Annotated in this window: 24 protein-coding genes; 13 read left to right on the forward strand and 11 right to left on the reverse strand. The window is 65.5% G+C overall.

What is annotated here, in order from left to right:
* Positions 1-75: 75 nt before the first annotated feature.
* The 4 genes from BMY53_RS23505 to BMY53_RS23520 all read left to right on the forward strand — a co-directional run bounded on the left by BMY53_RS23505 (position 76) and on the right by BMY53_RS23520 (position 3,417).
* Positions 76-708, forward strand: coding sequence for a TRAP transporter small permease (locus tag BMY53_RS23505; protein ID WP_092949377.1), 633 nt, complete (start codon positions 76-78; stop codon positions 706-708).
* Positions 705-2,033 carry a TRAP transporter large permease gene (locus tag BMY53_RS23510; protein ID WP_092949302.1) on the forward strand — a complete coding sequence of 443 codons (1,329 nt, stop codon included), beginning with the start codon at positions 705-707 and terminating at the stop codon, positions 2,031-2,033. The genes BMY53_RS23505 and BMY53_RS23510 overlap by 4 nt, the downstream gene beginning before the upstream one ends.
* 284 nt (positions 2,034-2,317) lie before the next feature.
* On the forward strand, positions 2,318-2,857 hold the full coding sequence (locus BMY53_RS23515; protein ID WP_143074214.1) for a CC0125/CC1285 family lipoprotein: 540 nt from the start codon (positions 2,318-2,320) through the stop codon (positions 2,855-2,857).
* A 44-nt stretch (positions 2,858-2,901) separates the two neighbouring features.
* Positions 2,902-3,417, forward strand: a complete 516-nt coding sequence (locus tag BMY53_RS23520; protein ID WP_092949306.1) for a CC0125/CC1285 family lipoprotein — start codon at positions 2,902-2,904, stop codon at positions 3,415-3,417.
* A 152-nt stretch (positions 3,418-3,569) separates the two neighbouring features.
* Here the strand turns inward: BMY53_RS23520 and BMY53_RS23525 are convergent, their stop codons facing one another.
* The 7 genes from BMY53_RS23525 to BMY53_RS23555 form a co-directional block, all read right to left on the reverse strand.
* Positions 3,570-4,154 (reverse strand): hypothetical protein, encoded by a 585-nt coding sequence (locus BMY53_RS23525; protein WP_092949308.1) that lies wholly within the window; start codon positions 4,152-4,154, stop codon positions 3,570-3,572.
* Positions 4,155-4,252: 98 nt separating this feature from the next.
* On the reverse strand, positions 4,253-4,867 hold the full coding sequence (locus BMY53_RS23530; RefSeq protein WP_092949310.1) for a hypothetical protein: 615 nt from the start codon (positions 4,865-4,867) through the stop codon (positions 4,253-4,255).
* A gap of 186 nt (positions 4,868-5,053) precedes the next feature.
* The gene (locus BMY53_RS23535) at positions 5,054-5,749 is read right to left on the reverse strand and encodes an SDR family oxidoreductase (protein WP_092949312.1); all 696 of its coding nucleotides are present in this window, start codon (positions 5,747-5,749) and stop codon (positions 5,054-5,056) included.
* Between the two features lie 232 nt (positions 5,750-5,981).
* Entirely contained in the window at positions 5,982-6,824 is an 843-nt protein-coding gene (gene fdhD, locus BMY53_RS23540; protein WP_092949314.1) for a formate dehydrogenase accessory sulfurtransferase FdhD, read from the reverse strand.
* The gene (locus BMY53_RS23545) at positions 6,821-7,165 is read right to left on the reverse strand and encodes a hypothetical protein (RefSeq protein WP_255370349.1); all 345 of its coding nucleotides are present in this window, start codon (positions 7,163-7,165) and stop codon (positions 6,821-6,823) included. The genes fdhD and BMY53_RS23545 overlap by 4 nt, the downstream gene beginning before the upstream one ends.
* A gap of 19 nt (positions 7,166-7,184) precedes the next feature.
* On the reverse strand, positions 7,185-9,539 hold the full coding sequence (locus BMY53_RS23550; protein ID WP_092949316.1) for an FdhF/YdeP family oxidoreductase: 2,355 nt from the start codon (positions 9,537-9,539) through the stop codon (positions 7,185-7,187).
* A 174-nt stretch (positions 9,540-9,713) separates the two neighbouring features.
* On the reverse strand, positions 9,714-11,384 hold the full coding sequence (locus tag BMY53_RS23555; protein WP_092949318.1) for an OFA family MFS transporter: 1,671 nt from the start codon (positions 11,382-11,384) through the stop codon (positions 9,714-9,716).
* Between the two features lie 602 nt (positions 11,385-11,986).
* Between BMY53_RS23555 and BMY53_RS23560 the strand changes: the two genes are divergently transcribed.
* The 5 genes from BMY53_RS23560 (at position 11,987) to BMY53_RS23580 (ending at position 15,401) form a co-directional block, all read left to right on the forward strand.
* Positions 11,987-12,313, forward strand: a complete 327-nt coding sequence (locus BMY53_RS23560; RefSeq protein WP_177201022.1) for a DUF4148 domain-containing protein — start codon at positions 11,987-11,989, stop codon at positions 12,311-12,313.
* Between the two features lie 159 nt (positions 12,314-12,472).
* A complete protein-coding gene (locus tag BMY53_RS23565) occupies positions 12,473-13,183 on the forward strand; it encodes a YoaK family protein (protein WP_092949322.1) in 711 nt (236 codons plus the stop codon).
* 212 nt (positions 13,184-13,395) lie between these two features.
* Entirely contained in the window at positions 13,396-13,755 is a 360-nt protein-coding gene (locus tag BMY53_RS23570; RefSeq protein ID WP_092949323.1) for a hypothetical protein, read from the forward strand.
* Between the two features lie 37 nt (positions 13,756-13,792).
* Complete coding sequence (locus BMY53_RS26115) at positions 13,793-14,644, forward strand: hypothetical protein (RefSeq protein WP_177201023.1); 852 nt, start codon at positions 13,793-13,795, stop codon at positions 14,642-14,644.
* 199 nt (positions 14,645-14,843) lie between these two features.
* Entirely contained in the window at positions 14,844-15,401 is a 558-nt protein-coding gene (locus BMY53_RS23580) for a cysteine hydrolase family protein (RefSeq protein ID WP_092949325.1), read from the forward strand.
* A gap of 9 nt (positions 15,402-15,410) precedes the next feature.
* On the opposite strand, the gene BMY53_RS23585 is transcribed toward BMY53_RS23580, so the two are convergent.
* The 3 genes from BMY53_RS23585 to dmeF all read right to left on the reverse strand — a co-directional run bounded on the left by BMY53_RS23585 (position 15,411) and on the right by dmeF (position 17,181).
* Entirely contained in the window at positions 15,411-15,638 is a 228-nt protein-coding gene (locus BMY53_RS23585) for a hypothetical protein (RefSeq protein ID WP_092949327.1), read from the reverse strand.
* 296 nt (positions 15,639-15,934) lie between these two features.
* Positions 15,935-16,075: a hypothetical protein gene (locus tag BMY53_RS26120; RefSeq protein WP_177201024.1), complete on the reverse strand. Its 141-nt coding sequence runs from the start codon at positions 16,073-16,075 to the stop codon at positions 15,935-15,937.
* The gene (gene dmeF, locus BMY53_RS23590) at positions 16,072-17,181 is read right to left on the reverse strand and encodes a CDF family Co(II)/Ni(II) efflux transporter DmeF (protein ID WP_092949329.1); all 1,110 of its coding nucleotides are present in this window, start codon (positions 17,179-17,181) and stop codon (positions 16,072-16,074) included. Before dmeF ends, BMY53_RS26120 begins: the two co-directional genes overlap by 4 nt.
* Positions 17,182-17,239: 58 nt before the next feature.
* On the opposite strand from dmeF, the gene BMY53_RS23595 reads away from it, so the two are divergent.
* The 4 genes from BMY53_RS23595 (at position 17,240) to BMY53_RS23610 (ending at position 23,315) form a co-directional block, all read left to right on the forward strand.
* Entirely contained in the window at positions 17,240-17,515 is a 276-nt protein-coding gene (locus BMY53_RS23595) for a metal/formaldehyde-sensitive transcriptional repressor (RefSeq protein ID WP_092949331.1), read from the forward strand.
* Between the two features lie 163 nt (positions 17,516-17,678).
* Positions 17,679-18,386 (forward strand): DUF1003 domain-containing protein, encoded by a 708-nt coding sequence (locus BMY53_RS23600; RefSeq protein WP_255370350.1) that lies wholly within the window; start codon positions 17,679-17,681, stop codon positions 18,384-18,386.
* Between the two features lie 62 nt (positions 18,387-18,448).
* Entirely contained in the window at positions 18,449-22,144 is a 3,696-nt protein-coding gene (locus BMY53_RS23605; protein WP_092949333.1) for a CheR family methyltransferase, read from the forward strand.
* Between the two features lie 67 nt (positions 22,145-22,211).
* Positions 22,212-23,315 (forward strand): catalase family protein, encoded by a 1,104-nt coding sequence (locus tag BMY53_RS23610; RefSeq protein ID WP_092949335.1) that lies wholly within the window; start codon positions 22,212-22,214, stop codon positions 23,313-23,315.
* 79 nt (positions 23,316-23,394) lie between these two features.
* Here BMY53_RS23610 and BMY53_RS23615 read toward each other — a convergent pair whose 3' ends face one another.
* Positions 23,395-24,468: a GGDEF domain-containing protein gene (locus BMY53_RS23615; protein WP_177201025.1), complete on the reverse strand. Its 1,074-nt coding sequence runs from the start codon at positions 24,466-24,468 to the stop codon at positions 23,395-23,397.
* Positions 24,469-24,495 lie beyond the last annotated feature (27 nt).

Genomic DNA, 24,495 nt, shown 5'->3' on the forward strand with positions numbered 1-24,495 from the left:
ATCCCGGCGAGGGCCCCTGGATGCATCCAGGGTGCGCAGCGTTTTGCCGTATTGATATTGGAGGGACCGATGACCTTGAAATGGTTGGATCGGATCGAGGAGACGCTGATCAGCGTTCTCATGGGGGCGGCGACGCTGGTGATTGCGATGGCGGTGCTGCACCGCTTTCTCGCGGGCGTGCCCGTGCTGCAGGACTGGATCATCCGCATCGACGTGAGCTGGGCGCAGGAGCTGTGCATCTACATGTTTGTGTGGATGGCCAAGTTCGGCGCGGCGTACGGCGTGCGCGCCGGCACCCACGTGGGTGTGGACGTGGTGGTTCGCAAGCTCAAGCCCGGGCATGCGAAGTATCTGGTGATGTTCAGCCTGCTGGCTGGCGCGGTGTTCACCGCCACCATCGGCACGCTGGGCGCCACCTTCGTGTGGGAGAACGGCGCGCATTACGCCTTCCTGCATGCCTTTGGCATGGACACCGGTGAGATTCCGGAAGGGCCGACCTCGCCGGACATGGAGATCCCGACCTGGATCGCCTACGCCTGTGTGCCGCTGGGCAGTTACCTGATGGGCTTCCGGTTCCTGCAGGTGCTCTGGCACTTCATCCAGACCGGCGACGTGCCGCACGCGGACCATGGCCATGTGGAGGGCGTCGACGACAACCCCTCCCTCGCCACGCCGACCGCGCTCGCTCAGGAGGAGCTCAAGCCATGAACACCCTGATCATCTTCTCGCTGCTGGTGCTGCTGATGCTCACCGGCATGCCGATCTCGATCTCGCTGGGCCTGACGGTCCTGACCTATCTCTTCACGATGACCCAGGTGCCGATCGAGTCGGTGGCGCTGAAGCTGTTCACCGGCATCGAGAAGTTCGAGATCATGGCGGTGCCCTTCTTCATCCTGGCGGGCAACTTCCTGACCCATGGCGGGGTGGCCAGACGGATCATCCACTTCGCCAGCACCATGATCGGCCATTGGTATGGTGGGCTGGGCCTGGCGGGCGTGCTGGCCTGCGCCATGTTTGCCGCGATTTCGGGCTCGTCCGTGGCCACCGTGGTGGCCGTGGGTTCCATCATCCTGCCGGCCATGACCAAGCAGGGCTACCCGAAACAGTTCGGGGCCGGGGTGGTGACCACGTCCGGCGCGCTGGGCATCCTGTTCCCGCCCTCCATCAACCTGGTGATGTTCTCCATCGCCACGGCCGGCATGTCGGCCACCGGCCCGCATGGGGAGATGGTGGGCACGGCCTCGGTGGGCCAGCTGTTCATGGCGGGTGTGGTGCCGGGCCTGGTGCTGTCGGTGCTGCTGGGCGTGACCACCTGGTACCGTGCCAAGAAGTATGACTACCCGCGCATGCCACGCGCCAGCTGGGGCGAACGCTTCCAGGCCTTCCGCGAGAGCTTCTGGGGCCTGATGCTGATCGTCGTGGTGATCGGCGGCATCTACAGCGGCAAGTTCACGCCGACCGAGGCCGCCGCCGTGGCCGCCGTGTACGCCTTCATCATCTCGGTCTTTGTCTACAAGGACATGGGGCTGAAGGATGTGCCACGGGTGCTGCTCAAGGCTGCCGCCATGAGCTCCATGCTGCTGTACATCATCACCAACGCGGTGCTGTTCAGCTTCCTGATGGCCTCGGAGCAGATTCCGCAGACGATGGCGGCCTGGATGTCCGCGCAGGGCTTTGGCCTGGTGGTGTTCCTGCTGCTGGTCAACATCATCCTGCTGGGTGCCGGCAACTTCATGGACCCGGCGGCCATTGTGCTGATCATGGCGCCCATCCTGTTCCCGGTGGCTGCCAAGCTGGGTGTGGATCCGGTGCACCTGGGCATCCTGATGGCGGTGAACATGGAAGTGGGGCTGTGCCATCCGCCGGTGGGGCTCAACCTCTACGTGGCGTCGGGAATCACCAAGATGGGGATCACCGAGCTGACGATGGCGGTGTGGCCCTGGCTGCTCACGATGCTGGGCTTCCTGGTGGTGGTCACTTACTGGCCGGCACTGTCGCTGATGCTGCCGAGGGCATTGGGATTGATGGGCTGATTGGGATGATGGGGATGATGGGGATGATGGGCTGACGCCCAGCATTGCCACACGCAAGACACGGGGGCCGCTGATGCGGCCCCTTTTTCTTGGGCGCTGCCGCAGTGCCGCCAGCGCCACCGCAGGGGCGTTGGTGGAGCCTCGGCGGGACTTGCCATGCAGCCGCCAAAGCGAAACAAGCTGTGACAGCTCGACTTCCAGCCGTGAAGATGTCGGCGCATGGCCGCCCCTGTGCGTTGAGGAGCCTGCGCGGGCCGCTGCTAGAGTGCCCGCCGGGAGGATTCATGAAAAGACTTTTGACCGCATGCGGCCTCGCGGCCTTGCTGAGTGCCTGCTCGATGTTCTCGCCCTACATGCGGCTGACACCTGGCGGCCAGGGCTATAGCGACGCACAGGTGGGGCCTGACACCTTCAAGGTCACCTTCCTGGCCACGGATGCCGGCGGCATCACCACGGCCAACGACCTGGTGCTACTGCGCAGCGCGGAGGTCACGCTCACCCATGGCTTCCGCTACTTCGTCGTCACCAGCGAGGACCGGGACGTCAAGACGAGCAGTTTCGACATCGCGGCCCAGGAGACGACCCAGTCGAAGACCCAGGTCGTCAAGCGCGAGGAACCGGGCGTCCGCGAGCGCACAACGACCACCACCACGACCTACACGCCGGCCAAGACGGTGGTGCTGAATCATCCCGAGGTGACGCAGTTGATCCGCTGCTATACCGAGCCGCCGAAGGACGCCGGGGGCCGCATGGTCTACGACGCCGACTTCCTCTGGAAGGAAATCGGCCGGACGTACAAGGTGGAGCGCCAGCCGGCGCGTTGAGAAGAAGCATTGCTGCAGGCCCGCAGCGGGCCGGGGAGGATTCCATGAAGAAGTTGATCGCGATGTGCTCAGCCGTGCTGCTCGGGGGCTGCATGTTGGGGCCGTATTCGAAGCTGCTCGCCGGCCATGGCTATACCGATGTGCGGCTGGCCCCGGATGTCTTTCGGGTCACCTTCCTGGGCGGTGGCCTGGATGTCGGCCCGCGGATCGACGACCTGGTGCTGCTGCGCAGCGCGGAGGTGACATTGGCCCATGGCTACAGCTACTTTGTGGTCACGAGCGAAGAACGGGAAACCCGTGTCGGCAGCTACGACGAGCCTGGGGTGTCAACGACCACGGAGGTGGTGACCCGCAAGAAGGACGGCGAGCGCGAGGCGACCTCCAGCACCACCGCCACGGCCGCCAAGACGACCGAGGTCAAGCTGCCACGCGTGATGCAACTGATCCGCTGCTATACCGACGCCCCCAAGGATGCGGGCGGCCGGGTGATTCATGACGCCCGGGCGGTCTGGGCGACGGTGGGCGCGCGATACGGTGTGAAGCGGGCGCCGGAGCGTTGAGACCGTTGCCCCGCAGCCGCGGCTGCGGCTGCGGCTGCGGCTGCGGCCCCAAGGCTCAGTCTTTATCGATCGGTAGTAAAAAAAGGCCGCATCGCGGCCTCTTTCGATCACCCACCCCGCTGTCACGATGACAGCGCGGGCCGGTCAGTTGGTCAGCGCTTCACCGCAGCGCGGAAGTCCGCGTCATCCAGCAGCTTGCCGACCAGGCTCTTGTACAGCGCGCCGTATTGGTTGATGGCTGCCGGGATGGCAATGGCGCCCACGAAGGACGAGTCCCACTTGGCGTCCACAGCAAGTTCCTTGTCGAAGACGACCTTGCCATCGCGCTTCACGCTGAAGCGGGCGGCCAGACGACCCGTGCCGGTGCCGATGGCAGCATCCACCTGGCTATCGGTCAGCAGGCCTTCGATGATCACCGGGCTGGCGGGATCCAGCAGACCGGCGGCCTTCAGCTCAGCACCGAGTTCTTCACGCAGTTGCAGCGAGAACGTTCCGGCGGAAGGCGACACGGACGAACCGCGCAGACCACCCACCGTGGTATCCATGTCCGCAGGCTTGCCCGGTGCCAGCTTGAAGACACCCAGTTGGGCCGGCCCCGCCGAAGCGGCACGCAGCTTTTCAACATTGGCAGCGCTCGCCACGGGCGGCGGAAGCTTTGCGGTCACACAGGCGGACAAGGCGGCCACTGCGGACAGGGCGAGAAGCAGGCGGGCAGCACGGATCGTTGACTTGATCATGATTCAGAATCGCTTGATGGAGAGGAAATGACTAAGGTGGGCCTCCCCGCCGTACGGCGAGGAGCGCCGGGAAACAGCCTGACGAGTCGCGGGCTGGATTACTTGAAGGCGGTGTCGTGGGTGACGTCGTTCAGCACCTGGCTCACGACCTGGCGCATCATCAGCGTGACGGCTTCTTCGGCACTGGCAGCCTTGGTACCGTTCGCCGGGGTACCGGCGGTGGCGCCCATCGTCGTGTAGATGGCGTGACGCGCCTTCTTCACGATTGGCTCTGTAGCGCCCGGTGCCCGGTAGGTGGCCGTGCAGATATAGCCGTCACCAACCTGGGACCCGGCCAGCCCGAGAGTCAGGCCTGTCGCGAAGCCTTTGCTGAAGGCGTCGTCGGTCAGAACGACATTGTTCAGAACAATGCTTAGCGACGCGCCTCCGGCCACAGGGCCTTCAGACACCTCGCTAAAGACGCCGCTGCCCCGCACCTGGTCAGCCAGGCGTGCCTTCAAATGGGCCGAGGCCTGCTGGTTCAGCACGCCTTTTGTCTGGAATTCAAAGAACAGTTGGACAGGCTGAGGCTGCGCCGGTTTTTGATAGGCCGAGACCGGCACCTCAGGCGTCGCGTTGTCGACATAGAAGTTGGCGCAACCGGTGAGGCTGGCTGTCATCACGACAGCAGCGAACGCCCGCAGGATTCCCGCGCGGCGAATGATGGCAAGCATGTGTTTTCCCTCGCGCCGCGGTTCAATTGTGTCTTGATTGAAATAACCGGGCGGACGCGAATATAGCGTCCCTGCCATCTCCATCAACAGCTGCCCATCGCTATTGGTTGGGATGCCACGACACCACCCCGAAGGGTGATTGCCGCTCCCCGCAGAATCGGAGAGCGGAAGTGATGCAGAGCTTGCTCAGACCTCGCTGCGGTAGCTACCCGCCGACAGCCCGGCTTTCACGTTGCGGCTGAGCTCATCCGCCGCCACCTCATCGCGGCCTTCCTTCAAGGCCTGGAGCACCTGGCGTGCCACATCGGCCGGATCGGTCTTGGGACCCTGGGCGCCAGCGGCCATGTCGGTGTCCATGTAGCCCACATGCAGGCCCAGCACCGCCGTGTGCTGCGGCTTCAACTCCTGACGCAGGCCGTTGGTCAGCGACCAGGCCGCCGCCTTCGAGGCGCTGTAGGTGGCAGCGCCGGCCACATTCAGCCAGCTCAGCACGGACAGCACATTCACGATGGCACCACCGCCCTGCTCCGCCAGCACGGGCGCAAAGGCCTTGCTGAGCGCCAGGGGGCCGAAGAAGTTGGTCTCGAATTCATCGCGGGCCGCTTCAATGGCGTTGTCCGCCAGGAAGGACACGGCGCGGAAGATGCCCGCGTTGTTGATCAGCAGGCTCACGTCCGGGGCCGCCTTCACGGCAGCGGCCACCTGGTCCGCCTTGGTCACGTCCAGCTTCACCGGAATCACGCCCGGGATCTTGATGCTGGCCGGATCCCGCGCCGCCGCGTAGATCTTCTGGACGCCCGCTTCCTGCAGGGCACGGACAAAAGCCAGACCCAGGCCACGATTGGCACCGGTCACGAAGGCAACAGAACGGGAGAGATCCATGACGATTCCTTTTAAATGTCGTTCGACATGATTAATATAGGTCGACCATCATCAAAACGGCGCGCGCTGCCGGTTTGGCCCCAACCCAATGAGGGTTGAAGACGTAGCGACCCAGGGCAACGCTGGTAGATGGTAAGACGCGCGCGGGTGGCGCTTCTATAGCCTTCGATGGGGGGCGGGACCGTCCGTGAGGCATCCGGCAGCCATCCCTGGCCAGCCTGTGCCGACAGCGTCAGCTGTAGAGCGTCGCCCGGCCTTCGCGGACGAAGCCCGCCAGGGTCAGCCCGCAGGCCTGGGCCGTGCGGATGGCCAGATGCGTGGGTGCGGAGACAGCCGCCAGCAGCGAAATGCCGGCGCCCGCGGCCTTCTGGACCATCTCGAAACTGGCCCGGCTCGTAACGGCCGCAAAGCCCTGCGCGGTGTCGATCTGCGCACGTGCGAGCGCACCGACCAGCTTGTCCAACGCGTTGTGGCGGCCGACGTCCTCGCGCACCATCAGCACTTCGCCCTGCGGGCTGCACCAGGCGGCGGCATGGATGCCCCCACTGCGCTGCTGCAGGGGCTGTGCTTCGGCCAGCTCACGCATGGCCCGCGAGAGCACGGGAATCAGCTGCTCGCGGTCCACGGGGACTGGCGGCAGGGGTCGTGTCGGCGGACGGAAGACCTGGTCCAGGCTGTCCGTGCCGCACAGGCCGCATCCGGTCCGGCCCGCCAGGCTGCGGCGCCGTTCCTTCAGCATCAGTTCACAGCGCGCGGTCACACGCAGCTGCAGCGCCACGCCTTGCGGCCGTGCCTGGACTTCAACATCCAGCAGGTCCGCCGGCGAGGCGATGAGGTTCTCGCTGAGCGAAAAGCCCAGCGCAAAGTCTTCGAGATCCAGCGGCGTGGCCAGCATCACCGCATGGGACAGGCCGTTGTATTCCAGGGCGATGGGCACTTCCTCCGCCACCCATTCCTCGTCACCCCGCGCCGGGCCGCCCAGCCGCGTCGGGCGCACGGACACCAGCGCAGCCGGCAGCGGCGCGTCATCAGCGTCAGGGAGCCCGCAGGCGGGAACGGAAGAACTGGTGCTCATGGCGACGAATGATCCCACTGTTCAGGATCCCCGCGCCCGGCGGCCGTCATGCTCGCCATCCAGCGGCCGTCCTCTTCCAGCGCCAGCCGCACCCAGCCCGGGCCGGCCTCGTCGCCCACCCGCGCATCGCTGAGCAGGGTGAACAGACGCAGCAATACGCTGACCCGCAGGCCGGTGCGTTTGGCCAGGCGAGGCAGGGAAACACCCCGCCCGCCGTCCAGTTCAGCCAGGGCCTGCAAGGCCAGGCGGGCCTGGGTTTCGAACGCCGCGCCGTCGCCACCGTCTGCCGAGTCATCGGCGTCCGGCATGGCCTCGGGGTCCTTCATGCCCGGCTGGGTCATACGGCCTGGCCTGCCGCCATCAGGCGGTGGCCCCCTCGACGGAACGTGCCTGGTCCTGCGGGATCGGCGCGTCCTGCGGACGCAGCGTGAGCACCACCGGGATCGACTTGGAGGTCGGTGTACCGGCGCCAATGGAGACGCTGGACAGCGGCACCAGGCCATTGGTTTCGGGGAAGTAGCTGGCCAGGCAGCCGCGCGGGATGTCGTACTCGATCAACACGAACTTCTCGGCCCGGCGCTCTTCACCATCGCTGTAGACGCTGGTGATGTCCACCCATTCACCGGCCTTCATGCCAATGGCCTTCAGGTCTTCGCGGTGAATGAACACCACACGGCGATGGCCCCAGACGCCGCGGTAGCGGTCATCCATGCCATAGATGGTGGTGTTGTACTGGTCGTGCGAACGCACGGTGGCCAGGTTGAACACCACCGTCTTGTGCTCACGCAGACGCTCGCGGGCCTGATGGACCGGCGTGTCGGTGGGCAGCGCGTAGGTGATGAAGTTGGCCTTGCCCGTCGGCGTGGCCCAGACGCGCTCGCTGGCGGTGTTGCGCAGGCGGAAGCCACCCGGCGTCTTTATCTTCTCGTTGAAGCCCTTGAAGTCGTCGAACACTTCTTCGATCTTGTCGCGGATGCGGCTGTAGTCCTCCACCAGCCACAACCACGGCGTCTTGCTGTGCTTGAGCGTGGCGGCCGCCATGCGGGCCACGATCATCGGCTCGGACAGCAGGTGCTCCGAGGCCGGTGCGTTCATGCCGCTGGAGATGTGCACCATGCTCATCGAGTCTTCCACCGTCACGCCCTGCGGGCCGCCGGCCTGCATGTCGATCTCGGTGCGGCCCAGGCAGGGCAGCACCAGGGCGTCCTTGCCATGGATCGTGTGGCTGCGGTTGAACTTGGTGGTGACATGCACCGTCAGCTCGGTGTTGCGCAGTGCCTTCCAGGTGGCGGAGGTGTCCGGCGTGGCCGAGGCGAAGTTGCCGCCCAGCGCAATGAACACTTTGCCCTTGCCGTCCAGCATTGCCTGGATGGCTTCCACCGTGCCATAACCGTGCTTGCGCGGCGGCTCGAAGCCGAAGACCTTGCCCAGGCGGTCGAGGAAGGCCGGGGCCGGCTTCTCATAGATGCCCATGGTGCGGTCACCCTGCACATTGCTGTGGCCGCGCACCGGGCAGGCGCCTGCGCCTTCGCGACCCAGGTTGCCGCGCAGCATCAGCAGGGCGGCAATGTGCTGGATGGTGGCCACCGAGTGCTGGTGCTGGGTGATGCCCATGCCCCAGCAGATGATGACGCTTTTGGCCTGCGCGTACAGGTCACCCGCAGCGTGGAGCTGCTCCTGCGAGAGGCCGGATTCGGCTTCCAGCGTGGCCCAGTCTTCCGCGCGGATGCTGGCAGCGAAGGCATCGAAGCCGTCGGTGTGCTGCGCGATGAAGTCCAGATCCAGCACGCGTTCACGGCCTTCGGCCACGGCCACGTCGTCCAGTTCCAGCACGCGCTTGCACAGGCCCTTCATCACGGCCATGTCGCCGCCGATGCGGACCTGGAAGTAATGCGAGGAGATGGGCGTGCTGCCCATGGTCGCCATCTCGATCTTGCTTTGCGGGTCGGCAAAACGCTCCAGCCCACGCTCACGCAGCGGGTTGAAGCTGACGATCTTGCAGCCGCGCTTGGAAGCCTCACGCAGCTCACCCAGCATGCGGGGGTGGTTGGTGCCCGGGTTCTGCCCGAACACGAAGATGGCGTCCGCCTTCTCGAAGTCGTGCAGCGTGACCGTGCCCTTGCCGATGCCGATGGTGGGCTTCAGGCCCTGGCCACTCGGCTCATGGCACATGTTCGAGCAGTCGGGGAAGTTGTTGGTGCCGAACTCGCGCACGAACAGCTGGTACAGGAAGGCGGCTTCATTGCTCGCACGGCCCGAGGTGTAGAACATCGCCTCGTCCGGATGGGCCAACGCGTTGAGCTTGGCGGCAATCAGTTCGAAAGCGGCGTCCCAGGCGATGGGCTTGTATTTGTCCGTGGCGTGGTCGTAGACCAGGGGCTCGGTGATGCGGCCGAAATTCTCGAGGTCGAAGTCCGACTGTTCCGCCAGCCAGCTGACGGTGTGTGCGCTCAGCACATCGGGCGTGGCGCGGTGCGCCGTCGCTTCGGCGGCGATGGCCTTGGCGCCGTTTTCGCAGAACTCGAAGGTGGAGCGGTGATCGCGGTCCGGCCAGGCGCAGCCGGGGCAGTCAAAGCCGTCCGGCTGGTTGGCCGACAGCAGTGTCTTGGCGCCCTTCACGGCGATGCCTTGCGTCTGCAAGGTCTTGGCCACGCTACGCAGCGCGCCCCAGCCACCGGCAGGGCCCTTGTAGAAGTGAATTTTCTGGTCGCTCATCCGGTCCTCGGCTGTGGCGTCTCAAGCTCAATGAACGTCGCCCCGGGGCGCCAGAAACAGGCCGCCAACGGGGCGAAGTGAAGAATAGCCGCGAGCACTGGAACGCGCTCGCGGAGGGTCATGTTCCGACTGCGCCGCCATGAAGTGTTTCCAGGCGGCGCAGTCGGCGCGTCGTCAGTTGAAGAACTTGGCGACGGTCAGCAGCGTGCGGTAGATACCCCACACCAGCGGGATCGCCACGGCCGCCCAGGCCAGGGCCACCAGCACGGTCGGCGTGGCCTTGCCGGCGCCAGGGCCGCTGCCCACTTCGTTGGCGGCGGCACGGTCGCTGGCCAGTTGCTTCTCGACGGCCAGTTCCTCGTCGCTCATGAAGTGCTTGTCGGCGATCGGACGCACCAGCAGGTTGGCGATCAGGCCAATCACCAGCAGACCCACCAGGATGTACATGGTCTGGTTGTAGACCTGTTCACGGGGGATGCCCAGACCCAGTTGGTAGTCGCGCATGTAGTTCACGACGATGGGGCCCAGGATGCCGGCGGTGGCCCAGGCAGTCAGCAGACGGCCGTGGATGGCGCCCACCATCTGGGTACCGAACAGGTCACCCAGGTAGGCCGGCACGGTGGCGAAACCACCGCCATACATCGACAGGATCACGCAGACCGCGCCCACGAAGGCCAGCTTGTGGCCAGCAGCAGCGCTAGCCGGCAGGCTGGCGTACAGCAGGCCACCCAGCACGAAGAAGACCGTGTAGGTGAGCTTGCGGCCCAGCTTGTCCGACAGCGTGGCCCAGACGAAGCGGCCACCAATGTTGAACAGGCTCAGCAGCGCGGCGAAACCGGCGGCGATGCCAGCGATGGCGGCCAGCTGGGTCTTGTCCAGGTCGGCGAACTTGGCGTCCACACCGATCAGGGAACCACCGAAGATTTCCTGCAGCATCGGGCTGGCCATGCCGATCACGCCAATACCGGCGCTCACGTTCATGCACAACACCAGCCACACCAGCCAGAACTGGGGAATGCCCCAGACCTTTTTCACGTGCACGTGGCGTTGCGTGATCATGGTGTTGGACGCTTGCGCGGCAGGCGCGGTCCAGCCTTCAGGCTTCCAGCCCGACGGCGGCACGCGGTAGCCCAGGGCACCGGCGACCATGAACACAAAATAGATCAGCGCCATGACGACGAAGGTCTGCATCACGCCCGGATCCGTCGGGGTGGCAAAGTTCTTCATCAGTTCCACGGCCAGCGGGGAACCGATCATCGCGCCGCCGCCAAAGCCCATGATGGCCATGCCGGTGGCCATGCCACGACGGTCAGGGAACCACTTGATCAGCGTGGACACGGGCGAGATGTAACCCAGACCCAGGCCAATGCCACCGATCACGCCCGAGCCCAGGATCATCATCCAGAGCTGGTGGGTGTGGATGCCCAGGGCCGAGAACAGCATGCCGCCGCACCAGCACAGCGCACTGACCAGACCCGCCTTGCGGGGACCCGCGCGTTCCAGCCAACCGCCCCAGATCGCCGCAGAGCAACCCAGGAAAACGAAGAACAGCGTGTACATCCAGCCGAGGGTGGCGACGCTCCAGTCGCACTCCGTGGTGAACAGCTGCTGGAAGAAGCTCACATCCTTGCCGCAGGCCGCGCCGGTACCGGCGGTCTGCATCAGCTTGGACAGGGGCAGCCAGAACACCGAGAAGCCGTAGGCCATCCCGATGCAAAGGTGAATGGCAAGGGCACTCGGCGGCACCAGCCAGCGGTTGAAGCCGGGGGCGGCAATCGTGCGCTCCTTGCTCAGCCAGCTTGCGCCGCTGGGCGCGACGCTCGGGTCGGTCAGCACTGAAGACATGGGTCCTCCTGGGAAAAGATGAATGGCCGTGGGCCTTTTCTTCGGTTACTACACCGGCGCACGGAACCCTCCTCCCGCTGCCGGCCACGGCGCGATCTTGAAGGCTTGCGACCCCCTAGACATACGTAAAACCCCGACCCGAAAACCGGTCCGACGGCTCTTTCGTTAGGAATCACTCACTCGTTACATCCGGTAAAGATTGAGCTCTTCTGCGCGCGACCGCACATATTGACGGCAAGGTTTGACGAAAGCCTACAACCCCACAGCACGTACGGACGTATATCGCCCGCATGCGACAACTTGTGCACGTTTGTTAAGTGCCGGGCGCTACGCAGATGCACCGAACAGGCGCGCGCGCCTCGCTTGCTTTTGACGGGTTCGGAAGGCGCACTGGCCGATGGCAGCGGGGATAGACGGGGTTGGCCCGTCTGCACCAATTTGATTGTTCTGATGGCCACAACGATGCATTGCAGAGGCAACCATTTATGGGCCTAGGGGTGATGCCTATTGTTCAGCCATCGACAAACGACTTGCCGACAACAAGCCTCCCAGACCCACCCCGCCGCGAAGCCCCGCTTCACGGACACCGAAAGGACACTGTCATGAGCACCACCAAGACCCTGATCGCCGCCGCCCTGATTGCTGTCGGTGCCGCTGCCGCCCCTGTGTTCGCCCAAAGCTACAGCCACCTGGAGCCAATCACCACGACCAGCCAGAAGACACGCGCCGAGGTATTGGCGGACCTGCAGATCTACCGCGACTCTGGCCTGGCCCTGGTGGACAGCACGGAAGAGCTGGGGTTTGACAACACCCGTCGCCAGCAGGCCCAGGCGCGGTATGAGCAGCTGCGCAACTCGCCCACCTATGCCGCGCTGGTGAAGCGCTTCTCGGAAGAGGAAGCCGGCAAGAAGCACGTGGCCGCCCGCTGATTGCTGCACTGAGCTTCGCATCGAGCTTCGCCAACGCCGCCCCTCCAGGGCGGCGTTGGTGTTTTCAGGGCTCCCAGCCTGGCACCATGCCCGTTTGGGATAAGACGGATGGCAGGCAGCCATGCACGATGACGGTTTTGAACGTCACTCGCAGTACCCATGAGCGCTACGCCTCCTTCCCTCATTCCCGTGCCCCAGGGCACGGCCCCCCTCTCATCGAACACCAGTGCCACCCTGCTGGCGGCCGTGGGCGGGTATGTCGACACCATCGGCTTCGTGGCCTTGTTCGGTCTGTTTACAGCCCACGTCACCGGTAACTTCGTACTGATCGGCGCGGAGCTGGCTCGGCCTGGGCATGGCGTGCTGCTCAAGCTGCTGGCCTTCCCGGCCTTCATCCTGGCGGTTGCGGCTTCCCGTGTCATTGCCCTGTGGTGCGAGCAGCGTGACCGCCCCGCCATCCGGCTGATCCTGGCGCTGCAGGCGGTGCTGCTGCTGGGCTTCATGCTGGCGGGCTTTTATGGGCATCCGATGCGGGGCTCCGAGCATCCGCTGGCCATCACGGCAGGCCTGCTGGGTGCCGCCGCCATGGGCCTGCAAAATGGCGCGGGCCGGTTGCTGCTGAGCAAGCTGACGCCCCACACGGTCATGACCGGCAATGTGACCCAGCTGGTGCTGGACGTCACCGACCTGCTGCTCGGACATGGCGGCGCGGACATTCGGAGCCGGGTGCACAAGATGCTCTGGCCCATCGTCGCCTTCGGCAGCGGCGCCATCCTCGGCGCGTTGGCCTTCGTGAACTTCGGCTGGGCGGCCTTGCTGCCCGCGTTGCTGACGGTGCTATTCCTGGCTTGGCGGGGGATTGCCGCCTAGGATCACCAACTAGAGCCTCTCAAAGGCCAGCGGTCGGAGGGTGTGCCGTACGGTGTCATCCCGGCCGTCAGGGATGTATCCACCTGAAATTTTCCGTTTGTCCTACAAGCGCTGACGGCATCAACTCACGCACATCGGCCGTCCCACGGTCCACAGTTAGTCCTACCCGATCCAGCGATCGGCCTAGCCTTCCAAGCCTAAAGGAGAGACTGATGAACCCGACCAAATCCCTTGTGACCGGTGCCGTCGCCCTGACCGCTTTCGCCAGCGTGCTGGGCTTGGCCTATGCCCAGGTCGAAAATCCGACGGACGCCACGCAGACCCCAGTGGTGCAGCAAGAGCAGTCGTCGCAATCGACCGAAGCGGCCATGCCGGCAGACCAACCGGCCAGTGACGTGAACGCGCAATCGCAATATCAAAGCGAAGCGCAATCGACCCAGTCGAACACAACCCAGCAGCCGCAATCGCAGGACAACGCCTGGCAAAACCAGAACGCCGCGTCCCAGCAAGACCCGCTGCCGACCGAACCGACGTCTGCCGGTGCACCGGCTCCCCGCGCTGACCGCAACTAAGCGGCCAGGGTCTGCCCTGCCAGCCTGAGGTCGCCCCATGCTGCGTGCTTCGAGCGGATACTTTTCCGGCGGTGAACCGCCGGAGCCGACCCGCAAACCGGTGTCGGATTCGTTGCGCGAGCGCGCAGGGTGGGCGGCTCAAGGCCTGGCTCTGGGGCTGGTGGCCGCGCTACTGGCGTGGCCGGCTGCCACCTACCTGATGAAGCAGGCGCGTCCTGCAAAACCGCCAAGCGTGGTGCAGGCTCCTGGTTCACTCCGGGCTGCGGGTCATGTGCCCCCACGCCATGCGCCTGTGATCCTTGGCGGCAAGGCGGACTTTGGGAAGACCAAGGCCTCGCCACAAGCGCGCCAATTGGCCGGCTGGGTAATGGCAGGCTACGACCACGGCGGCCGTCCGTTTGCCATTCTGGACAAGCGTCAGGCGCAAGTCTTTGTCTTCTATCCAGACGGCAAGCTCGCCGGCAGTACCCCTGTGCTGCTGGGTTATGCGGCCGGTGATGACAGCGTTGCGGGCATTGGTCTGCGGCCCATCGCAGAGGTTCGCCCCTCCGAACGCACTACCGCTGCAGGCCGCTTCGTGGCTCAGCCGGGGCGTAATGCGCTGAACGAAGATGTGCTGTGGGTGGATTACGACGCAGCCGTCTCGATGCATCGAGTGCGCGTCACCAACCCGGCCGAACGTCGTTTGGAACGACTGGCTTCTCCCACTCCCAAGGACAACCGGATCAGCTTTGGCTGCATCAACATGCCGGTCAAGTTCTTCGAGAACCAGCTGTGGCCCATCCTGGGCAAACGCGGCGGCATTGTTTATGTACTGCCGGAAAAGAAGTCGATGGAGCAGGTGTTTGGCCCGCAGATGCAACGCGCCAAGGCGGGTTTGCCCACCTGAACGACCTCTGCGTAACTCCCGCGCCCCAAGGTGGCCGGAGTTTCCCTAAGCCTCGCCTGAGCGCGGCATAAGAGGCCGGGCGTCATTCGCGCCGCCGCGACTTCTCGATATCACGCCTAGTTAGGGGTAGCTCTGCATCAGCGAAGCCCTTGTGTGGACTTATGCTGGACCATCCAACTTCGGACAGAGCCCCCAACCCATGGCACCCCGCACTGCCTTACTCGTCATTGACGTTCAACGCCTTCTTTGCATCGGCGATTACGCCTGTCACGACATCGAGAATGTGATCGCCCGCATCAATGGGCTGATCGAGGATGCTCGGGCGGCAACAGTGCCGGTCATCTTTATTCAGCATGAGGAAGCCGGCGAACACGGCTTGCGCCACGCCACGGACGGCTGGCAACTCGATTCCCGGCTGGATGCCCAGGCAGGTGACCCGCGTATCCGCAAGACTGCGGCCGATTCATTTCACCGCACCGACCTGGATGCACTGTTGCGGATGCTGGGGATCCGCCACCTGGTGATTTGCGGCCTGCAAAGTGATTTCTGTGTGGACACGTCCGTCCGGCGAGCCTTGTCCATGGGCTATGACGTCACCCTGGTGGAAGACGGACACAGCACCCTGGACGACGGCGGGTTGACGGCCGCGCAGATTTCCGCGCACCACACCCGCGTTCTGCGCAACCTCACCAACTTCGGGCCAGCTATGACCGCGCTACCGGCGGCACAAATCCGGTTTTACAAGCAGGAAGGTTGAGCGCGCTCGCTAGCGGAGCGCCTCCTGCGTGCTCATAGCCTCTGCCCAATCGTCCCAAGTGGACTCGGTGACCTCCAGGCCATCCAGTGACGGATGTTCCGGCTCATTGGCCTGCCCGCCAGCGGCGGCCTGACGCCGCTGCATCAACACCTCCGTCTGACGGAGGATGCGCTGCATCACCAGACTGAACTGGTGGTGCTGCAACGCCACAGGATGGTTGGCGAAACGGTGCCGCATGTCTTGATCTCCCCTCATGTCGCCACTATCGGGCGGAGCCGATTCACATGCCATCCCACCATAGGGTGTACCCGGCAAGCCGCCACCCCGTCGGGATGGACGGCAGGTGCGGCCAGCTGGAAGGCACGGCCGCCTGTTCCGGGCAGGCGGGATGCCTGTCGGGCGCTGCAGGAAAGTGGGGTTTAGCGCAAGATTTACGGCGAACCGTGGGGAATCAACGGGAAATCAGCGCGGAGGGAATGAAAGCCGGCATCCGACGAGCGGAGCTGCCGGGTTTCCGGCCATCGGGAGGCGGTTCAGATCACCTGGCGCAGCAGCGCATACAGCGCGATCACGGCTGAAATGATGCAAAACACCGTTTTCATGGACCGGCTGCTGATGAACGCGCCAATGGTGTTGGAGACCAGGATGGCGGCAAGGAGATAGTTGGTTTTCATAGGGGCGCGATTGTGGCGCGATTCACTTCCACCGTGATGTGAACCAGTTCCTCGTGCACCGAGAGCAGACGCTTGAAGTCCGCCGGCTGGGCGTCGGAGGCCGTCACCAAGGCCACGATGCAGGCGTACTGGCCGCGCCCGACACGCCACACATGCAGGTCGGAAATGGTGGCCGGCCAAGGGCTGGCCTGGATGACCTCGCGCACCTCCTGCACCACCGGAGTGTCCATTTCGGCGTCCAGCAGCACGCGGCCGGTCTCCGCCAGCAGGCTGCGGGCCCAGACCAGCACCAGCGCCGCGCCCACCACCCCCATCACCGGGTCCAGCCACGCAGCCCCCCAGCGCCAGCCGGCCAGCAGGGCCACGATGGCCAGCACCGAAGTGGCCGCGTCAGCCAGCACATGGATATAGGCGGCGCGCAGGTTGAGATCGTGATGCGGGGCACCGCCCTCAGCACGGCCCTCAGCCCCGTCATGGCCGTGGGGGCCTGCATGCGTATGGGCGCGGTGGGCGCCGGAGTGGGTGGCGAGGTGATCAGCGCGGTGGTCGGCATGGGCATGGGCATGGGCATGTGAATGGGCATGTGAATGTCCGTGTCCGTGTCCGTGACCATGCGCATGATGGTGCCCATGCGCGTGTCCATGGTGATGCCCGCCGCGCAGCAGCCAGGCGCACAGCAGATTCACCAGCAGGCCAACGGCCGCCACGGCAACGGCCTGCTCATAGTGAATGGGCGAGGGCGAGACAAGCCGCTCCACCGATTGCACCAGCATCAGTCCCGCCACGCCCACCAGCAGCAGCGCGCTGCTGAAACCACCGAGGATCTCGATCTTCCAGGTGCCGAAGGCGAAACGTCCGTCCCGAGCCCACCGCCGGGCGGCGCCATACGCCAGCACGGACACGCCCAACGCCACCGCGTGGGAACTCATGTGCCAGCCATCGGCCAGCAACGCCATGGAGTTGAAGACATAACCACCCGTGATCTCGGCCACCATCATCAGCACCGTCAGCAGCACCGCCCAGCGGGTGTTGCGCTCGGCCAGAGGGTTGCCTTCATCAAAGACATGCGTGTGCTCGAAGGGGGCGATGGAATGGGCGGTGGGCATCGGGAGGGCCTTGTACAAATACTCCCCCCCAGTATATTGCCCAGCCTAAAATGCGGCCATGGCACACACCATCACAGGGAAAAAGAAGCTGCTCGGCCGCATCCGCCGTATCCAGGGGCAGGCCACGGCGCTGGAACGCGCGGTGGACGGCGAAGCCGACTGCCTGGCGGTTCTGCAACAGATCTCCGCCATCCGCGGGGCGGTCAACGGGCTGATGGCCGAGGTTCTGGAAGGGCACCTGCGGGAGCACCTGGCCGACCCCTCGCTGGACGATGAAGCCCGCCGGACGGAGACGGACGCGGTGGCGCAGGTGCTCAAGTCCTATTTGCGCTAGGGGAGCTCGGCATCACTGCAGCGAGGCGTGATGCCGAGGTTCCCAAGGGAACAAACCCTTTCTGTCCTACACGCAATAACGCCGTAAGCCGACGCCACAGGGGCGGCGGCCAGCGCACCATCGCGGCACAGCGCTGCTACGCCAGCGCCCTGAGGAGATATTGGTGACCGTCGCCCACGTGCCGCATGCCCCCCGCCGCCCCACAGCCCCTCCGTCCGGCCGCCGCTCCCGGCCCGAAATCATCGATGACGCCGGCGGCGACAACGATGAGGACCTGGCCAGCCTCACCCGCGAGAACATCGCGGCCGTGGCCCGCCTGGAGGCCGCGCTGGAAGGCCAGGCCACGGGCGCCGACCGGTTCGCGGATCAGATCCGTCGCTTCTGCTCCAGCACTCAGTTCATTGCCATGCACGTGATCTGGTTCGCGGGCTGGATCCTGTGGAACACCCTGCATGGGATGCCGCACTTCGACCCCTACCCCTTCACCTTCCTGACCCTGGTGGTCTCGCTGGAGGCGATCTTCCTGTCGGCCTTCGTGCTCATCAGCCAAGCCCATTCCGGACGCCTGGATGAACAGCGCAACCGGCTGGACCTGCAGATCAATCTGTTGACCGAGCAGGAAAACACCAAGATGCTGGTGATGCTGGACCGAATCGCGGAAGCCGTGGGCGTTCCCACGCAGGACGATGCCCGGTTACGCGCCATGCAGCAGGCTGTCGCGCCCGGGGAACTGGCCGAACAGATTGCGGAGGCGATCCAGGCAGGCGCAGCCGCGAAACGGGCCGGCCGGAAAGACACTGAGAAAGACGCAGCGAAGGACGCCGACGAGGCCGCCAGGCCCGGTGAAGCGCATTCGCCTCGCGCCCGCTGAGCCGCCCACCCTCCCACGACGGTAGACTCGGCCGGCGAGAGACATGAATAAGGGGCGTTGGGGTGGATCCAGATCAGAATCCGGTGGTTCGCGTAGTCGTACTAGGCGGCTCGGCGGGCAGCATCGATGTGCTGGGCACGGTGCTGTCGGGCCTGCCGCAGCAGCCGGGTTTTGCCGTACTCGTCATCACGCACCTGCCATCGGATACCGTCTCCCACCTGGACGATCTGCTGAAGAAGCGCACCGACCTGCCGGTGGAACGCCTGCAGCACCTCACCAAGATCGAACACGACCACGTCTACGTGCTGCCTGAGGACGCCTGTGTCCAGGCGCTCGATGGGCACTTCCGGCTGACGCGGCGCCAGCCTGGCCCGCACCTGCCACTGGATTTTTGCCTGGCCTCGATGGCGCAGGACCCCGACGTGCATGCCGCCGTGGTGGTGCTCTCCGGCTCCGGCCGCGACGGCGCCAATGGGCTGGCGGATCTGCGTTCCGCCGGGGGCCTCGTGATTGCGCAGGCGCCCAACACCGCCGAGCACGACGGCATGCCCACGGCCGCGATCAACACCGGCCTGGTCGACCAGGTGCTGCCGCCGGCCGAAATTGCCCCTGCGCTGGTCAGGCGTTTTGGTGATCCCAGCCACGACACCGATGACGGCCCGATGCAGACCAATGCGGACGCACTGGAAACGGCGCTGGCTATCGTGCAGCAGAAGACCGGCGTGAACCTGGGCTACGTCAAGGACGTCAACCTGCGACGGCGCTTCCTGCGACGGGTGCTGCTGCAAAAGAACCGCGACGTGGCGGCCTACCTTCAATTGCTGCGAGGCGATGCGCAAGAGGCAGCAGCCCTGCGGGATGATGTGCTCATCGGCGTGACCGCGTTTTTCCGAGACACGGAGTTCGTCAACGTCCTGCGGCAGACCGTCATTCCGAAGTTGCTGGAGCTGCGCCACGACCCCATCCGTGTCTGGGTTCCCGCCTGCTCGACCGGCGAGGAGGTCTACACCATCGCCATGCTGATTCGCGATGCACTGCAGGCCGAAGGGCTGAGCCGACGCGTGCAGATCTTCGGCACCGACATCAACGAAGCCTCCATCGAAACGGCGCGTGCCGGCCGCTACAGCGCCGCCTCGGTCGAGAACGTGCCCCAGCCCATCCGCGACACTGCCTTCAACGCCACCGCCAGCGGCTACCTGGTCAGCAAGGACCTGCGGGAGATGTGTGTGTTTGCGCGGCACAACCTGCTGACCCACGCGCCCTTTTCCGGCATGGGCCTGATCAGTTGCCGCAACATGATGATCTACCTGCGCAAAGAGGCGCAGCAGCATGTGCTGGAGGTGCTTCACTACGCCTGCCGGCCCGATGGCTTGTTGATCCTGGGCCGTGCCGAGGCGGCCTCCCAGGCGGATGGATTCGAACACGCGGGTGCGCCGCACCTCTACCGCAAGCTCACTTCGGCGCGCCGGCAGCGCTCCTTGTTCCCCATTGACGCCCTGCGGCCTTGGGCCAGTGAAGGCAGCGCGCCGCGCCCGACCCAGCCGCCGGCACCGGATCTCATTGCGGAGGCGATCAACCGGGTGGCCCTGGCGCGATATGCGCCGCCAGGATTCGTGGTGGACGCCAATGGCGATGTGGTGCAGTTTCGCGGCGACGTCGCGGCTTTTGTCGCCCCCGCCACCGGCGAAGCCACGCTGGCCCTGCCCCGCCTGCTGCACGCCGAGCTCAACGTGCCGGTACGCACGGCACTGATCGAGGCCAAGCGCACCGGCCAGCCTGTGCGCCGCGAACGTGTGCAGTTCATGGAACGCCGTTACGTGCTGGAGGTGCTCCCGGTCGACACCAAGGAGGCGATCCTGCACTTCCTGGTGACCTTGGCGCCGCAGCTGGACGAAGCCGGCCCCACCATCTTGCTGCCCTCCCAACCGCCCCGGGCGCGGATGGATGAGCTGGAACGCACGGTCACCACACTCTCCGATGAGCTGGAAGCCACCCAGCTGCAATTGAAGACCCTGGTGATCGAGTTCGAATCCGCCAACGAGGAACTGCGTACGGCCAACGAGGAGATGCTCAGCACCAACGAGGAACTGCAGAGCGCCAATGAAGAGCTGCAGAGTGCCAAGCAGGAGCTGGAGTCGGCCAACCAGGAGCTGGTGTCCCTCAATGAAGAGCTGAAGTCCCGCAATGATCAGCTGGACGTGGTGAATGACGATCTCAGCAACCTCGTGGAGGGCATCCCCTTGCCAGTGGTGCTGCTGGACCGCCAGTTGAAGCTGCGGCACGCATCACCGCCGGCCGCGCAGCTGTTCGGTCTCTCTGCGGAACACATCGGCCAGCCGCTGAGCGCTGTGAGCAGCCGCTTCTCGGTGGGCGACCTGGAGCAGCTGGTGCAGGCGGCCGTGCAGGGCCTGACCGCCATCGAACACGAATACCAGGACAACGAACAACGCTGGTGGATGGTGAACGTACGGGCCTACCGTACAGCGGACGAGCGCATTGACGGCGCGGTCATTGCCTTCCAGGACATCCATCAGCTCAAGCGCGCGGTGGACCAGGCGCAGCACGCACGAGGTGATGCGGAGCGCGCCAACACCGCCAAGGACGACTTCCTCGGCATGGTCTCCCACGAGCTGCGTGCGCCGCTGAACGTGATTTCCGGCTGGGCGTCCGTGCTGCGGCAGGCGCATGAGCGCCATGCGCTGGACGAGGCTGCCACGGGACGGGCCATCGCCACCATCCTCAAGCATTGCCAGGCGCAGGCGCAATTGATCGACGATCTGCTGGATGTGTCGCGCATCACGTCGGGCCACCTGGCACTGGAGATGCGGCCGATCGACCTGGCGGCCAGCGCGCGGGCCGTGATCGAAGGGCTGATGCCAGCCGCCCAGGCCAAGCAGCTGACGCTGGTGGCGAGCGGCTTGCAGGACGTCTTGCGCATCCAGGGTGACGCGCGCCGCGTTCAGCAGGTGGTGTCCAACCTGCTGGGCAATGCGCTCAAGTTCACGCCTTCGGGCGGCCGCATCACCCTGAGCCTGAGCCGCGTGGGGGCCATGATCGAGCTGGCTGTGGCGGATACCGGCATCGGGGTCGGCCCCGAACTGCTGCCCCACCTGTTCGACCGGTTCACGCAATCGGACATCAGCCGCACTCGTGAATATGGGGGATTGGGGCTGGGGCTTTCCATCGTCCGGCATCTGGTGCAGGCGCATGGGGGCACCGTGGCGGCCCATAGCGACGGTGAGGGGCGGGGCACACGGTTGACGGTGCGCTTCCCGGCCGTGGATGTGGTGCAGGAGCTGTCGCCGATCACGGCAGCCGCCAGTACGGGGCCGGTGGACCTGGTGGGCTTGCAGCTGCTTCTGGTGGACGACGATCCCCATGCCTTGGAGGCACTGGAGCAGCTGATGCGTATGGCAGGCGCCTCCGTGCGCACGGCGGGCTCCGTCTCGGACGCACGCGACCTTCTGGCGCAGCAGCGCTTTGATGCGCTGGTGAGTGATGTGGCGATGCCCGGGACCGACGGGTATGCGCTGATCCGCGAACTGCGAGAACAGGAACATCGGCAACGGACCGGAACCAACGGTGCCGAGAGCGCCCTCCCTACGCCGCACGACCGGGTGACCGCCATCGCCCTCAGCGGCCTGGCCACCCTGCAGGACCGCGACGCCGCCATCTCTGCGGGCTTTGACGATCACCTGCCCAAGCCGGTAGATGTGGACCGCTTGATGGAGCGGCTGGCGCTGGCGCGGGGGCGCTGAGGAAGGCGCACTCCCCAGCAGGCATGCACCTTGCCGCGCCTCCCCGGAAGCACCCGGGAGCCCGCGCATGAGTTCTTTGCCCGATATCCAGCCGGTCGTGTTCTCGCCAGAGATCGAACAGACCGCGCCGGACGAAATCAACACCATCGCCGAACTGGTCGAGGTCTTCCTCGGCATGGCCCACACGGTGGCGGACTATGAAGGCCACGCCTTCAGGGCCGTCCACGCCAAGGGTCATGCCTTGCTCCGCGGCAAGCTGACCGTGCGCGAAGGCCTGCCCGCCGTCTACGCCCAGGGGCTCTTCGCGCAGCCGGGCGAGTACGAAGCCATCATGCGCATGTCTTCCCCGCCAGCGGAACAATTGTCCGATCAGGTCTCCACCCCACGCGCCGTGGCCCTCAAGCTGATGCGTGTCCCGGGCGAGCGGGTCCCTGAATCACGGGACCACGATACGCAGGACTTCCTGATGGTCAACGGTCCCGTCTTCACCCGCCCCGGCCCCAAGGAATTCCTGCGGGATGCCAAGCTGCTTGCCGCCACCACCGAGAAGGCGCCAGAGGCCAAGGAAGTGTTCTCCAGCGTGCTGCGCGGCGCGGAGAAGGTCATCGAGGCCTTGGGCGGAGAGAGTGAAACGCTCAAGGCCCTCGGTGGCGAGCCGGCAACGCACCCGTTGGGGGACACCTTCTACGCACAGACGCCCTTCCTCTACGGGCCGTACATCGCCAAGTTCGCCCTGGCGCCCGTCTCGCCTGCCCTGACGGCGCTCACGGATCAGCCGCTCCAGAGCGAAGATGAGGATGCCCAGCGCCACGCCATCTCGGCCTTTTTCCACGACCGCGACGGTGCGCCGGTGGAGTGGGAACTGCGGGTCCAGCTCTGCACCGATCTGGCGCGCATGCCCGTCGAGGACGCGTCCGTCCAGTGGCCGGAGGCGCTCAGCCCCTTCGTGGCGGTGGCCTCGCTGGTGGTGCCACCCCAGCAGAGTTGGCTGCAGGGCCGCAGCCAGGTGGAAGAAGATGAGCTGGCCTTCGACCCCTGGCACACGGTGGCGGCGCACCGACCGCTGGGCGCGGTCAACCGGGCCCGCCGGGTGGTGCTGGCCGCCTCGCGGCAGTTCCGCGGTGCGTTCAACCGCTGCCCGATTCACGAGCCGAAGCTGCGCCGTGCCTGAGGCGGCCACCCGCCATGGCCAATAAGAAGCCGCGCCTTGATGCAAGGACGTCAGCAGCGGGTGATCGATAGGGCCGTCGTCAGTTGGCCGTCTCGGACGGCGATGCCAGGCCTTGCTGCTGCCGCGCGCGCTTGACCTCATACATGCGGGCGTCCGCCAGCTGCAACGCTTCTTCCGCGCTGAGGCCCACCGGGTTCAGTGCAACCACCCCGACGCTGGCGCCCGCGTACTGAACCGCCTGGCTACCCAGATCAAAGCGCCCCACAGTGGCCAGCGTGGCTCTCTGCTGCAGCGTTGCCGCCGCCTGCAGGGCTTCGCCTCGTTCAATGACGGTGCCGGCATTGGCCGGCAACGCACGCATATCCAGGCCCGGGCCCACCACGACAAATTCGTCGCCGCCCATGCGGGCCAGCATGTCCGACCCGCGCATTTCCAGCGCCAGCCGCTGGGCCACTTCCTTCAGGAACAGGTCTCCCGCCTGGTGGCCCAGCCGGTCATTGATCGCCTTGAAGCCGTCCAGGTCGATGCAACCCACCAGCAGGCAACTGCCGTCTCGGCTGGCACGCTGGATCAGCCGCTGCAGCTCATCGAACAGGGCGCGGCGGTTGGGCAAGCCGGTCAGGACGTCGGTCAGGGCAAAGGTGGCCAGTTGCTCGTTGGCGGCCCGCAGCTCGGCCATCAACTTCTCACGCTGGATGAACTGCCCGACCAGGGACGAGAACAGGGCCAGGACGGAATGGGCCTGCGGCTGGATGTCCTGCCGACGCGCGCTGGCGGCGCACAAAGTACCGATCAGTTCGCCATCGTCGGTGCGGACCGGGGTGCTGACATAGGTCTGGATGCCCAGTTGGCGCGCCGCTTCGCTGTCTCCCCAGCGGTCGGGAACGTCGTTGGTGGCCATGCGGCCTTCATCCAGCGCGCGTTTGCACAGTGTGTCTTCCCACGGAAGCGTCAAGCCTTCCGGGATCTGCAGCACCCCTTCGTTGCGGGCCAGCCGCACCTGCTGCTGGCCGGCGTGCAGGTCGACCGTGGTCAGGTAGGTCGATTCAAGTCCGGTGACCTCGCCCAGCATGTCCAGCAGCGGGCGGGTGAGTTGTTCGAGGTTGCGGGCCGCTGGGACGGAGGAAGACAGCTGGGCAAGCAGGGCATCCAAGATGTGTAACGCGCAAAGGTAGTCTGG

It is taken from the genome of Roseateles sp. YR242, from assembly GCF_900109745.1.
In the GTDB taxonomy this organism is placed as follows: Bacteria; Pseudomonadota; Gammaproteobacteria; order Burkholderiales; family Burkholderiaceae_C; genus Roseateles.